The sequence below is a fragment of the Burkholderia lata genome, from assembly GCF_902499335.1.
Classification (GTDB): domain Bacteria; phylum Pseudomonadota; class Gammaproteobacteria; order Burkholderiales; family Burkholderiaceae; genus Burkholderia; species Burkholderia lata_B.
In genome coordinates, this window is the sequence record NZ_CABVQK010000009.1 from 211,685 (window position 1) to 224,983 (window position 13,299).

Here is a 13,299-nt window from a genome sequence, read left to right on the forward strand (position 1 = left end):
TTTATTCGCTGCCCCCCGAGGGGGCGGCCAGCCTCCTTGGGGCGGCCCGGCGGAGGCTGGCATGACCGCACTACTAGAAGTAGACAACCTCGGTGTGCGCTTCACGCGCAAGGACGCGCCGCCGGTCGACGCCGTGAGCGGCGTGTCGTTCTCGCTCGAAGCCGGCAAGACGCTCGGCATCGTCGGCGAATCGGGCTCGGGCAAGAGCCAGACCGTGATGGCGATGCTCGGCCTGCTGGCCGGCAACGGCTCGACGACCGGCGCCGCGCGCTATCGCGGCGACAACCTGCTCGAGATGGATTCGCGCGCGCTGAACAAGGTGCGCGGCGACCGGATCGCGATGATCTTCCAGGATCCGATGACGTCGCTCAATCCGTTCCTGACGATCGAGCGGCAGATGACCGAGACGCTGCAGCTGCATCGCAAGCTGTCGCGCAAGGAAGCCACGAAGCGCGCGATCGAGGCGCTCGAGTCGGTGCGCATTCCCGATGCGGCGCGCCGCATCCGCATGTATCCGCACGAGTTCTCGGGCGGCATGCGCCAGCGCGTGATGATCGCGATGGCGCTGCTGTCCGAGCCGGAAGTCCTGATCGCCGATGAGCCGACCACCGCGCTCGACGTGACGGTGCAGGCACAGATCATCGACCTGCTGCGTGAACTGAACCGCGAGCGCGGCACCGCGATCGTGCTGATCACGCACGACATGGGCGTGGTCGCGGGCCTCGCGGACGACGTGATGGTCATGTATGCGGGCCGCACCGTCGAATACGCGCCGGCCGAATCGATCTTCGCGGCGCCGTCGCATCCGTACACGATCGGCCTGCTCAACGCGCTGCCGCGCCTGACCGACGCGGACGATGCGCCGCTCGTCGCGATTCCCGGCAACCCGCCGATGCCTGGCACCGCGCCGGCCGGCTGCGCGTTCGCGAAGCGCTGCACGTATGCGGAAGAACGCTGCGGCGCGGCGCGCCCCGCGCTCGAAACCTATGGCGCCGTGGGCGCGGTGCGCGCGTGCCACCGTCCCGTGGCCGATCTGACGGGAGGTCTGCGATGAGCGTCAATGAACGCCGCCATGCCGGCGCGACGGACGACACGCTGCTGTCCGTCGATGGTCTGAAAGTGCATTTCCGCGTGCCGCTCGGCGGCTATCCGTGGTCGCCGAAGGGCACGCTGCGCGCCGTCGACGGCGTGTCGTTCGACGTGAAGCGCGGCGAGACCGTCGGGCTCGTCGGCGAATCGGGCTGCGGGAAGTCGACGCTCGCGCGTGCGCTGATCGGCCTCGTGCCGATGACGGCCGGCACGGTGAAATGGCGCGGCGAAGCCGTGGCGCCCGATCACCTGCGCGGCACCACGATGCGGAGCGAAGTGCAGATGATCTTCCAGGATCCGCTCGCGTCGCTCGATCCGCGCATGACGATCGAACAGGTCGTCGCCGAGCCGCTCGTCACGCACCAGGCCGGCCTCGGCCGCGCCGAGGTGCGCCGCCGCGTGGTCACGATGCTCGAACGCGTCGGCCTGAACGCGCATCACCTGCTGCGTTATCCGCACGAATTTTCCGGCGGGCAGTGCCAGCGCGTCGGCATCGCACGCGCGCTGATCGGCGAGCCGAAGCTCGTGATCTGCGACGAACCCGTATCGGCGCTCGACGTGTCGATCCAGGCGCAGATCGTGAACCTGCTGCGTGATCTGCAACGCGAACTGTCGTTGTCCTATCTGTTCGTTGCACACGATCTGGCGGTGGTGAAGGCGATCAGCCAGCGTGTGCTCGTGATGTATCTCGGTCGCGTGATGGAGTTCGGCACGCGACATGACGTGTACGGCGTGCCGCAGCACCCGTACACGAAGGCGCTGCTCGACGCGGCGCCGACGCCGGAGCCGGCGCGCGAGCGTGCTCGCCGCCCGATGCTCCTGGCGGGCGAGATGCCCTCGCCGCTCAACCCGCCGTCCGGCTGCGCGTTCCGCACGCGCTGCCCGGTCGCGATCGAAGCGTGCGCGCAGGACGTGCCGCTGCCGGAAGTTCGGCAGGGGTCGGCAGCGCGTGTCGCGTGCATCCGCGCGGGTGTGGCGTGAGCTGAAGTGACGCAGCAAACATAACCAAGGCAGGTCAACAGGGGTAGGTGCGGCGCGAACGATCTTCGCGCCGCGGGTACAGGCGCGTCCTTAACCGGGCGCGCCGGGGGGCCGGGAGCGGATCGCAACCGGCGTGGACGATATCAACACAAGACGAGAATGACGATGAAAAAACAGAAGACGATCGGGACGGCATCGAAAATGCTGCTTGCATGGGGGCTGCCGGCACTCGCCGGTGTCTCGCTGACGGGCGTCGCGCACGCCGACGATGCGGCCCCCGCACCGCTGACGGTCGCACAGGCCGCACCGGGCACGACCGTTGCGCAGGCAACGACCCCGAACGCCATTATCAACGCCGAAGCGAACCAGGCCGTCACGCCGCCCGACGAGCCGTCGGCCCAGTCGCAGTCGAAGGGCTTCATTGCCGACAGCCATCTGAACTTCCTGTTCCGCAACTATGCGGACGTGCTCGACGCCAAGGGCGGCCCGCATCGTCACGCGTGGGTCCAGGGCGCGATGGCGAACTTCGAGTCGGGCTATACGACGGGCCTGATCGGTATCGGTTTCGACGCGTCGCTGTATGCGGCGTTGAAGCTCGACGGCGGCCAGGGCGCCGGCAGCATGGTGCACATCGCGAAGGGCGGCGGTGGCGGCAACCAGCTCGCATGGGCCTATCCCGGCATCTACGACGTGAAGGCGCGCATCTCGAACACGGTGGTCAAGTACGGTCTGCAGGCCGTCGACAACCCGTTCATGGAACAGCACGACAACCGTGCACTGCCGCCGACGTTCCTCGGCGCGACTCTCGTCAGCAATGAATTCAAGAACGTGATGCTCGAGGCCGGTAGCTTCACGAAGACCGACGCGCGCGGTCACACGACGCTCACCAACCTGACGACGCAGTACGGCGGCACGCGCATCAATCGCCTGTCGTATGTCGGCGGTACGTGGGACTACTCGCCGAACGGCGAAGTCGCGCTGTACGCGAACCAGGCCGACGACGTGTGGCATCAGTACTACGCGTCGGTGAAGCACAGCATCGGCAGCCCGCAGACGATCAAGTGGACGGGCTTCGGCAACGTCTATTCGACGCACGACACGGGCGATGCGCTGCAAGGCAAGATCAACAACAACGCATACAGCCTGTCGCTGGCCGCGCAGCACGGCCCGCACGAGCTGCTGCTCGGCTTCCAGCAGGTGCTCGGCGACCAGTTCTTCGACTACCTGAACGAAACGAACGGCATCTTCCTGACCAACTCGATGGACGTCGACTACAACGCGCCGCACGAAAAGTCGCTGCAGCTGCGTTACACGTTCTACGGCAAGGAAGCGGGCCTGCCGGGCTTCAAGGCGATGGTCTGGGGCGTGACGGGCTGGGGTGCGGACGGTAGCGCGGGCGCGGCGAACGACCCGAGCAAGTCGAGCATCTACTGGAGCAACGGCGCGCCGGTGCAGGGTCGTCACCACGAGTTCGGCTTCATCCCGTCGTACACGTTCCAGAGCGGCAAGCTGAAGGACACGAAGGTCACGTTCATCGCGATGTGGCACGCCGGTTCGGCGCACTACTCGGACGCGACGAACACCGAGTACCGCCTGGTCGTGAACCTGCCGCTGCACGCGTTCTGATCGAAGGGGGCGCATGCGCCCCCGCATCGCACGGCCGGCCTTCGATCGAAACGATCAGGCCGGCTTGTGCAGCCCCGCGACCGGATCGTTCGCGGCGGGCATGTCTTCCACCAGCGACGTGAGCTGGCGGCCCGTATCGCGCCATGCGTCGAGGCCGCCGCGCAGCGCGAGCGCATCGGTGAAGCCTGCGTCGAGCAGGCGCTTCGCCATCAGCGCGGCCGTGAACTCGTTCGGGCACGAGCAATACACGACGAACTTCTGCGTGAACGGGTAGCGCGCGACGATGTCGCCGATCTGGCGTTCGTCCGCGAACTGTGCGCCGGGAATCGTGAACGGATCGAGCTTGCGGTGCTCGGGCGAGCGCACGTCGAGGACCACCGGCGCGGACGTATCGCGCAGCATCGCGTCGAGCTCGTCGACACCGACCCGTGCGCTCGCGAGCTGGCGGATCAGCGCGCGACGGCGCATCCAGCGAATCGCCGCGTACACCGCCAGCACCGCGACGGCTGCCAGCAGCGCCACGCGGCCGAGCTGGCCCGCACCGGCGAACAGCCAGTCGATCTGGCGATAGAACATCACCCCGACCACCAGCCCGACGATCGTCCACAGCGCGGCGCCGAGCGCATCGTAGCCGACGAACGTGCGATAGCGCGTGCCGAACGCGCCGGCCATCGGCACCGACACGAGCGACAGCCCCGGAATGAAGCGCGCGACGGCGAGCACGCGCACGCCGTAGCGGCCGAAGAAGCGCTCGGTCTTTTTCACGCAGCTGTCACGCGACAGCGACAGCCGGCAGATCGTCTTCAGCGTCGTGCCGCCGAAGCGCCGGCCGGCGAGGTACCAGACCGTATCGCCGATCAGGGCGCCGAGCACCGACAGCGCGACCACCGTGACCAGTTGCGAGCCGATCATCGCCGGATGCATCGCGGACATCGCGCCGAACAGCACGAGCGTCGGCATCGCGGGCACCGGCAGCCCGATGGCCGCCGCGAGTACGTTGGCGAAGACGAGAAGCGGCCCGTATTGGGCGACGAGGTCGCGGAGGAGCATGACGGCTGGCCGAAAAGGAAACGCGTGCGGAAAGCACACAGATGGGCCGATTATCGGCCTTTTTCAAGACAACGGCGGGAATGACGGAAAGCGCCTGATGGCGGCAGGGGGATGTCGGTGAGCCGGCGATCTGTGTGCGGCTCACCGTCCGAAATCAAATCAGGAGGAGGTGCGGGCGAGCGACGCTGCGCCGTGGTTTTCGCCGGGCAGCTCGGCGCCGTGCGAGCGGATCGCCGCGATCAGTTCGGCCGGCGTGATCTCGTAGCGGACTTCGCGGTGGATGCCGGGTTTGCGTTCGTCGATCTCGATCAGCAGCACGCTCTTGCCGTCGCCGGTTGCTTCGAGCCTGAGCGAGCGCAGTTCGCGGCCGTCGGCCGGGTCGTGTTCGGTGAGCAGGGTCATTGCCCCGGATGAGCCGGTAGTGCGCATCGAACCTATCCTCGTATCGTGGATGCCGTAGTGGCGAAGATGTCTTTGTTGAATGCAGCTTGACGCAGTTTAACGCGAACGGGCCGCAATTCGGAGCAATTTCGTGGGGCGAAATGAGGGCTGAAGCAGGGTTCCTTCTGATGTTTGAGCCACGCGGGGCGGGCGTTTGCGCAGGATCGGGCGCAACTGCGGCCGGCGCCTGACCGCCGTTCGCGGCCGGGCCGGCTCGGGTGGCGACACGCGGCGCAACGCGGGTCGCCACGGTGGCATCAGAAGCGGTCGGCGAGCCCCATTGCCGGGTCGCTGACCGAGTGGCGGCCGGTTTCGACGCGGCCGGCGACGCGGCGCGAGAAACTCGCGTCGCTGTCCGCGGTGACGATGAAGTCGTACCAGTGGCCGGTCGAGTCGAGCTTCCAGTGCAGTTCGGCCTGGTCGCCGGCGCGCACCGTGACGGTCCACGTGGTACCGGTACCGTGGCCGTGCCCCTGGCTGTTGCCGTCCTCGCTGCCCTGGCCATGACCGCGATCGTCGTGTGCGCCGCGGCCGGACAGCGGCCCGTAGACCTGGTTCGACTTCACGGTGAAGCGCACCGTGCCGCCGCCGTGGTTGCGCAGCCGCAGGTGGAGGTTGCCGCTCGCGCCCGCATAGCCGACGCGAACTTCCGGATGAGGCGCGCGTGCACCGGCCAGGCGGCTCAGGTCGCCGGTGAAGCGGCGGTGATAGCCGTTCGGGCCCAGCACCCACAGGTCATATTTACCGCCATTGTCGGCGCGCGCGGACCAGTCGCCGTGCAGCGTCTTGCCCGGTTCGACGACGTAGCGTTGCGGCAGGCGGTCGAGGTGCAGCTTGTCATAGACGTGGAACACGGCGGCGGCGCGGCCCGTGTTCGCGAACGTCAGCGTGACCGTGCCGTTGCCGGCATCGGCGCGCGCGCTGGCATGCAGTTCGTAAGGCAGCGCGCGCGACGGGCGCACGCCGGTGGCCTGCGCGGGCAATGACGGCACGGCCGGCGGCACGATCTTCGGCGCGGCCTGCTGCGCGGCGCTCAGCGCGTCGACCTGGCTTTTCGTCGTATGGCCGGCGAGCGTCGGCAGCGGTTCGTTGTTCGGCGAGCGGAAGTTGAACGCGCTCGTCAGGTCGCCGCACACCGCGCGGCGGTACGCGCTGATCTGCGGCTCCGCGACGCCGAAGCGCTTTTCGAGGAAAAGCAGCGTCGACGTATGGTCGAACACCTGCGAGTTGACCCAGCCGCCACGGCTCCACGGCGACACGACCCACATCGGCACGCGCGGGCCCGGGCCGTACGGACGGCCATCGGCCGCCGGCTGGCTCGACGTGGCCGGCGTGAAGTCGTGGTACTCGGCGGCGACGTCGGCATCCCGTAGCGTATGGCCGCCCGCGAGCGTGCCGTCGGCGTTGCGCGACGGCACGGCCGGCGACGGCATGTGGTCGAAGAAGCCGTCGTTCTCGTCGTAGTTGACCAGCAGCACGGTCTTGCTCCACACCTCCGGGTTCGCCGTCAGCGCATCGAGCACGGCCTGCACGTACCAGCCGCCCTGCGCGGGGCTCGACGGCCCCGGGTGTTCGCTGTACACGGACGGCGGGATGATCCACGACACCTCGGGCAGCGTGCCGTTGCGGATGTCGTCGCGGAACGATTCGAGGAAGCCGTACGGCATCGTGTTGCCGAACCCTTTCGCGAGCGGGCTCAGCGGATCGTCGATCGCCGGATCGTAGAACGCGCCGGCCGCCGTCACGGGCTGCGTGATGTCCGTCGACGCGACGTACGCGGGCCGGCGAGCCGGCGGCATCTGCTCGATCGCCGCGCGCCAGTGGCGGAAGCTCATCATCTCGTTGCAGCCGAAGTTGTCGATCAGGCTCTGGTAGACCTTCCAGTTCACGCCGGCCTGCTGCAGCCGGTCGGCGTAGGTGGTCCAGGTCCAGCCCTGGCTCGACGGGCCGATGTCGTTGCCGCCGTTGAACTGGTTGTTCAGCGCGGCGATCTTCACGCGGCTGCCGTCGGCCGGGCTGATGCCGTTCGGGCCGTTGGTGCCGCTCCAGTAGAACAGGCGGTTCGCGATCGTGCCCGTGTGCATCCCGCAGTGGTAGTGGTCGCACAGCGTGAACGCATCGGCGAGCGCGCGCTGGAACGGTACTTCCGCCGCGTCGAAGTAGCCCATCGCCAGCGGCGTCTTCGCGTCGGGCCAGCGGTTCATCCGGCCGTGGTCCCACGCGGCCTGCGCATCGGCCCACGTGTGCGGCGTGCCGCCCGCGCGTTGCGCGTTGCCCTGGCTCGCGTCGAGGTGATACGGCGTGACGGTGGTGGCGGGCGTCGGCTTCGTGTACGTCTGGTAGAACACGTTGCGGCCGTTCGGCGACGGCACCGCGAAGCGGTCTCCGTAACCGCGCACGCCCCTGAACGTGCCGAAGTAGCTGTCGAAAGCGCGGTTCTCCATCATCAGCAGCACGACGTGCTTCACATCCTTGATGGTCCCCGTTTCGTGAAACGCGGGAATCGCGAGCGCGCGGCGGATGCTCGGCGGAAACGCGGACAGCGCGGCGGCGGCGAGGCCGGAAGTGGCGGTCTGCTGGAGGAATTTGCGGCGTGACGTCATGGCGTTCGGGTCCTGTGATGATGGGAGCGTTCGTGACTTCGTCTGGAGGCGCCCGTGCATCGCCCCCCTGGGACGATTCGCGCGGCGTGTGCGTTCGAGTGCATCGGCCGATGCGTGGCGGAGGTACGCGCACCGCGCGCGATGCGTGATGTCGCGCGGATGCCTTGGCCGTCGCCGCGATCCTGTGCAACGCGCGCTCGTGATGCGCGGGCCAGGACGTCGGCACACGCCAACCCGGCGCATGCCGGGTTGGGCGACGCCCAGTCTAGGGAGACGGCGTTACGTCGACGTGATGAAGACATGACATCGCATGTCGCTCATGTGACGTTGCGTGCGCAACGATTGATCGAGAGGCGACGCGCGGCGAAAATGCGTCGGAAATTACCGATTGCCGTTTGCGGAACCGGTCAAAATTTTCCTGCTCGTGGCGAGGTGGTGTGATCGCGTGTCGTTGCGGGTGCAACGGCATCGCATGACGACCATGTTTCAAATGCGTGAAATCGGCTAAGCTCGATCTGTTGCTGCGCACGTGTGCAGCCCGCGCGACTGGCGCGACTTTTCGGAACCGGCCCACCCATGACCGACATCACGATCCGGCACAGCGAGACGCACGACGTCGACGCGATCCGGCAGATCGCCGCGCATCCCGCGGTGTACGCGAATACGTTGCAGCATCCGTTTCCGTCGTTCGAGAAATGGCAGAAGCGGCTCGATGGCGTGCGCGAGCACGGCGTGAGCATCGTCGCCGAAATCGACGGCGTGGTGGTCGGCCACCTCGGCCTGCATCCCGAACAGAATCCGCGCCGGCGCCATGCGGCAGGGCTCGGCATGATGGTCGATGCGGCGCGTCACGGGCGCGGTATCGGCGGCCGGTTGCTCGCGGCCGCGATCGATCTCGCGGAAAACTGGCTGAACATCACGCGTCTCGAGCTGACCGTGTTCACCGACAACCGCGCGGCGATTGCGCTCTACGAGAAGCACGGCTTCCGGATCGAGGGCGAATCGCAGGGCTATGCATTGCGCGACGGCGTGCATGAGTCCGTGTATCACATGGCACGGATCAAGGCGCGGCAGTGAAGGCTCGGCCGACGCGTATCTGACAGCACGCGCGGCCGCGATGCCGCGCGTCATATTCATTCGAGAATTCGTTCGTTTTCTGCCGGCTGTGCCCGTCGTATCGTTGAAGGATTTGCCGGTCGCCTCGGCCGGCGTGCACTTCTCCGTAACGATCATGCGCGGCGTTGCACGTCGGCAGGCTTCATCGTCATCGCTTCATGGCTGTCGCTTCACAGCCATCGCTTCGCGCGCCGCACCTTCCCGCAACCGTCTCTTTCAACGGACCCGCTTCGATGAAAACCGCTCTCCGGAATCTGACTGCCGCCTGCCTGCTCGCCGCCGCGGGTGCGGCGCTTGCCGCTGCCACGCCCACGGCCGCCCCGGTGGCGAGCGCGTCGCCTGACGGCGCGCATCTGCCGCCCGGCATCGCATGGCAGCACGGCGACGTCGACGCCGCCTTCGCGTTGGCGAAGCGCACCGGCAAGCCGCTGCTGCTGTACTGGGGCGCGGTGTGGTGCCCGTCGTGCAACCAGGTGAAGTCGACGATCTTCAGCCAGCAGGCATTCAAAGCCCGTTCGTCGTTCTTCGTGCCCGTGTATCTCGACGGCGATACCGAAAGCGCGCAGAAGCTCGGCGAGCGTTTCAAGGTGCACGGCTATCCGACGATGATCCTGTTCCGTCCCGACGGCACCGAAGTGACGCGGCTGCCGGGCGAAGCCGATCTCGATCGCTACATGCAGGCGCTATCGCTCGGGATGACGGCCGCGCATCCGGTGCGGCAGACGCTCGCGACCGCACTGAAGAACGGCGCGTCGCTGACGCCGGACGAATGGCGCCTGCTGGCCGACTATTCGTGGGATACCGACGGCGCGCTGCCGGTGGCGGCCGATCGCGTCGCCGAGACGCTGCAGTCGCTCGCGCAACGCGCGCGGGCGGCCGGCGCGAAGGCCGAATCGGCGCGCTTCGCGCTGAAGTCGGCCGTGGTCGCCGCGTCCGACGATCCGGCGCAGGCCGGCGCGCTCGACAAGGCGGCGCTTGCCGATTCGCTGCGCACGGTGCTGCAGGACCCTGCATTGTCGCGGGCCGATTCGGATGTGCTCGTCGCGGCGCCTGCGCGCGTGGTCACGTATCTCGGCAGCGACGACGCGCAGCGCGCGAAATTGCGAGGCGCATATGACGCGGCGCTCGCGCGCCTGTCGACCGACACCACGCTGTCGTCGATCGACCGGTTGATGGCGCTGCACGGCCGCGTGCTGCTCGCGCGCGGCGATGCACGCAAGGGCGCGCCGCTTGCCGCGCCGGCGCTGGCCGACACGGCGCGCAAGCAGATCGCCGCGTCGGTGCAGGGCGCCGCGAATGCATACGAGCGGCAGGCGCTCGTCAGCGAAGGCGCGGACACGCTGACCGACGCGGGGCTGTACGACGAGTCGGATGCGTTGCTGAAGGCCGAGTTGCCGCGTTCGTCCACGCCGTACTACTTCATGTCCGGACTGGCAGCGAATGCGAAGGCGCGCGGCGACAAGGCCGCGGCGCTCGACTGGTACCGCAAGGCGTACGACGCGGCGAGCGGGCCGGCGACGAAGCTGCGCTGGGGCGCGACCTACTTTGCGAATGCGGTCGAACTGGCGCCGGACGATTCGGCGCGCATCGAAGGGATCGCCGCGAGCGTGCTCGCGCAGGCCGACAAGACGCGCGACGCGTTCTATGGCGCGAACCTGCGCGCGCTGACCAAGGTCGTCACGCAGTTGAACCGCTGGCGCGGCGGCGGCGCGCACGATGCATCGGTCAGGTCGGTCGTGAAGCAGTTCGACGGCATCTGTGGGAAACTGCCCGCCGGCGATCCGCAGGCAAGTGCCTGCGCGCGCCTGATCCAGCCGGTCAAGGCATAGATCCGGTGGCACTGCGTGGGCTTTCGGGATGCCGTCCGGCGCTGTTCCCGATACCCACGAGGCCACCGACTTCATGCCCCACCTGACACTCGAATATTCCGCGAACCTCGACGGGTTCGACGCCGGCGCGACCCTGCGCGCGCTCAATGCCGCGCTTGCCGCGTCCGGCCATTTCGACGAACTCGACATCAAGGGCCGCGCGCTGCGGTTCGATACGTTCGCGATCGGCACGTCGCCGGCGCCGCGCGCGTTCGTCCACGCGAAGCTCGCGGTGCTGAGCGGCCGGACGACTGACGTCAAGCGCGAATTTTCGGAGCAGGTGCTGGCGGAACTGAAGCGGCACGTCGTCGCGCCGCCCGGCACGCACCTGCAGCTGTGCGCGGAAATACTGGAGCTGGAGCGCGAGTCCTACACGAAAGCGAGCATCGAGCCGCGCTGACCGGGCAGGGCGGCGTGTGCTGCGCGGGCCGGCAACGTGGCGCTGACGCGAGCGCCGCCCACGGGTTCGAAACTGGACTATTGGCCCGTGGAGTACGTGCTGCGATTGCCGTAGCCGGCGCCCGTGGCACGCGGCGCACCCTGCTGCCGGGCGATCTTCGCCTCGGCGGCCTGAATGCTGGCCGGGTAGAACCAGTCGCTCGGCTGGAAGCCGGCCTTTCTCAATGCAACCACTTCAGAATGAACTTCGGCGCGCGTGAGCGGCTGGTTGGCTTGCGCGTGCGCGGCGAGGGGCGCGGCGAATGCGGCAGCCAGGGCGATGGTGCGGATCAGCGGGTTCATGAACGGATACCTCCAGGTTTTCGACGGTGCCGATCGCATACGGCGACCGTCGAAACCAGTGTAGGCCTCGCCTGCGTCGCGAAAAATGCCGCTACGCCCAACGTAGTGTTCTGCTGCAGACAACAATGAGTGAGCCGGCGAGAGCGCCTGGACGGCGTTCGGCAAAGGGGGGGAGCGGAGGAGAAGCCGGCCGCATCGACGCGGCCGGCGGGCGGCGGCCCGGAGACGGGCCGCTGCGGAGGGTGTTACACGAGCCCCGTCGTGTAGTACACGGCGATCACGAAGAACACCGCGAGCGTCTTGATGATCGTGACCGCGAAGATGTCGCGATACGACTGGCGGTGCGTGAGGCCCGTGACCGCGAGCAGCGTGATCACCGCGCCGTTGTGCGGCAGCGTGTCCATGCCGCCGCTCGCCATCGCGACGACCCGGTGCAGCACCTCCATCGGGATGTTCGCGGCCTGCGCGCCCTTGATGAACAGGTCCGACATCGCGGCGAGCGCGATGCTCATGCCGCCCGACGCCGAGCCCGTGATGCCGGCGAGCGAGCTGACCGACACGGCCGCGTTGACGAGCGGGTTCGGAATGCTCTTCAGCGCATCGCCGACGACGAGGAAGCCCGGCAGTGCGGCGATCACGCCGCCGAAGCCGTATTCGGACGCGGTGTTCATCGCGGCGAGCAGCGCGCCGCCCACCGCCGCCTTCGACCCGGCCGCGAAGTGTTCGCTGACACGCTTGAACGCGGTGGCGATGACGAGCAGGATGCCGAGCAGCAGCGCGGCCTCCACCGACCAGATCGCGACGACCGTCTTGATCGACGTCGTCACCGGCGTATGCACGCCCGGCAGCACGTCGGGCGCGACCGTGTACGACGCAGCGCCGTACCACGTCGGGATCAGCTTGGTGAGCGCGAAGTTCGACACACCGACGAGGATCAGCGGCAGGATCGCGAGGAACGGGCTCGGCAGCGATTCGGCCGCGACGCGCTCCGGTTCGTTGACGAGCGACGTGCCGTAGCCTTCGCCCTTCGCCATCGCCGAACGGCGGCGCCATTCGAGATACGAGAGGCCGACGACGATGATGAACAGCGAGCCGATCGTGCCGAGCGCCGGGGCGGCCCAGGCGGTCGTCTTGAAGAACGTGGTCGGGATGATGTTCTGGATCTGCGGCGTGCCGGGCAGCGAATCCATCGTGAACGAGAACGCGCCGAGCGCGATCGCGCCGGGCATCAGCCGCTTCGGAATGTTGCTCTGGCGGTACAGCTCGGCCGCGAACGGATAGACCGCGAATACCACGACGAACAGCGACACGCCGCCATAGGTGAGCAGCGCGCACACCGCGACGATCACCGCATTCGCGCGCGAGCGGCCGATGTAGCGGATCGCCGCATGGACGATCGACTCGGAGAACCCGGAGAGTTCGATCACCTTGCCGAACACGGCGCCGAGCATGAACACCGGGAAATACAGTTTGACGAAGCCGACCATCTTCTCCATGAAGATGCCGGAGAAGACCGGAGCGACGGCCGCTGGCTCGGTCATCAGGACCGCGCCGAGCGCGGCGATCGGCGCGAACAGGATCACGCTGTAGCCGCGGTACGCGGCGAACATCAGGAACGCCAGCGCGGCGAGGACGATCACGAAAGACAAGGGAGTCTCCTAATGGCTTTGGTTGTTGTTCGATCGCGCGATGCGCCGCGGACCGGCTCAGGTTCGTGCAGGTTTCGTGCCATCGGCCGGATTGCGCCGCCGGACGTGGGTCCGCCGGAGACTGGCGGGCCCGCG

The 13,299-nt window shown here is 67.9% G+C and carries 11 protein-coding genes; 6 read left to right on the forward strand and 5 right to left on the reverse strand.

Translation table 11 applies throughout. The features are described from left to right. The first annotated feature begins 61 nt into the window (after nucleotides 1-61). The 3 genes from BCO18175_RS23160 (at nucleotide 62) to BCO18175_RS23170 (ending at nucleotide 3,696) form a co-directional block, all read left to right on the forward strand. Entirely contained in the window at nucleotides 62-1,054 is a 993-nt protein-coding gene (locus tag BCO18175_RS23160; protein ID WP_174984362.1) for an ABC transporter ATP-binding protein, read from the forward strand. Beyond that, nucleotides 1,051-2,070 carry an ABC transporter ATP-binding protein gene (locus BCO18175_RS23165; protein WP_174984365.1) on the forward strand — a complete coding sequence of 340 codons (1,020 nt, stop codon included), beginning with the start codon at nucleotides 1,051-1,053 and terminating at the stop codon, nucleotides 2,068-2,070. Before BCO18175_RS23160 ends, BCO18175_RS23165 begins: the two co-directional genes overlap by 4 nt. Before the next feature lie 165 nt (nucleotides 2,071-2,235). Then, nucleotides 2,236-3,696 (forward strand): OprD family porin, encoded by a 1,461-nt coding sequence (locus tag BCO18175_RS23170; RefSeq protein ID WP_174918379.1) that lies wholly within the window; start codon nucleotides 2,236-2,238, stop codon nucleotides 3,694-3,696. 54 nt (nucleotides 3,697-3,750) lie between these two features. Here the strand turns inward: BCO18175_RS23170 and BCO18175_RS23175 are convergent, their stop codons facing one another. The 3 genes from BCO18175_RS23175 to BCO18175_RS23185 form a co-directional block, all read right to left on the reverse strand. Then, a complete protein-coding gene (locus tag BCO18175_RS23175; protein ID WP_174918378.1) occupies nucleotides 3,751-4,746 on the reverse strand; it encodes a DedA family protein/thiosulfate sulfurtransferase GlpE in 996 nt (331 codons plus the stop codon). A 159-nt stretch (nucleotides 4,747-4,905) separates the two neighbouring features. Next, the gene (locus tag BCO18175_RS23180; RefSeq protein ID WP_011353737.1) at nucleotides 4,906-5,175 is read right to left on the reverse strand and encodes a hypothetical protein; all 270 of its coding nucleotides are present in this window, start codon (nucleotides 5,173-5,175) and stop codon (nucleotides 4,906-4,908) included. A 269-nt stretch (nucleotides 5,176-5,444) separates the two neighbouring features. Then, nucleotides 5,445-7,790 (reverse strand): phosphocholine-specific phospholipase C, encoded by a 2,346-nt coding sequence (locus BCO18175_RS23185; RefSeq protein WP_174984368.1) that lies wholly within the window; start codon nucleotides 7,788-7,790, stop codon nucleotides 5,445-5,447. A gap of 576 nt (nucleotides 7,791-8,366) precedes the next feature. On the opposite strand from BCO18175_RS23185, the gene BCO18175_RS23190 reads away from it, so the two are divergent. The 3 genes from BCO18175_RS23190 to BCO18175_RS23200 all read left to right on the forward strand — a co-directional run bounded on the left by BCO18175_RS23190 (nucleotide 8,367) and on the right by BCO18175_RS23200 (nucleotide 11,174). After that, the gene (locus BCO18175_RS23190; protein ID WP_174984371.1) at nucleotides 8,367-8,867 is read left to right on the forward strand and encodes a GNAT family N-acetyltransferase; all 501 of its coding nucleotides are present in this window, start codon (nucleotides 8,367-8,369) and stop codon (nucleotides 8,865-8,867) included. Nucleotides 8,868-9,139: 272 nt separating this feature from the next. Next, nucleotides 9,140-10,735, forward strand: a complete 1,596-nt coding sequence (locus BCO18175_RS23195; protein WP_174984373.1) for a thioredoxin family protein — start codon at nucleotides 9,140-9,142, stop codon at nucleotides 10,733-10,735. Between the two features lie 73 nt (nucleotides 10,736-10,808). Further along, entirely contained in the window at nucleotides 10,809-11,174 is a 366-nt protein-coding gene (locus BCO18175_RS23200; RefSeq protein WP_174918374.1) for a 5-carboxymethyl-2-hydroxymuconate Delta-isomerase, read from the forward strand. Between the two features lie 77 nt (nucleotides 11,175-11,251). Here BCO18175_RS23200 and BCO18175_RS23205 read toward each other — a convergent pair whose 3' ends face one another. Next, a complete protein-coding gene (locus BCO18175_RS23205; protein ID WP_174918373.1) occupies nucleotides 11,252-11,515 on the reverse strand; it encodes a DUF4148 domain-containing protein in 264 nt (87 codons plus the stop codon). A gap of 245 nt (nucleotides 11,516-11,760) precedes the next feature. Beyond that, nucleotides 11,761-13,164, reverse strand: a complete 1,404-nt coding sequence (locus BCO18175_RS23210) for a GntP family permease (RefSeq protein ID WP_174984375.1) — start codon at nucleotides 13,162-13,164, stop codon at nucleotides 11,761-11,763. Nucleotides 13,165-13,299: the final 135 nt, after the last annotated feature.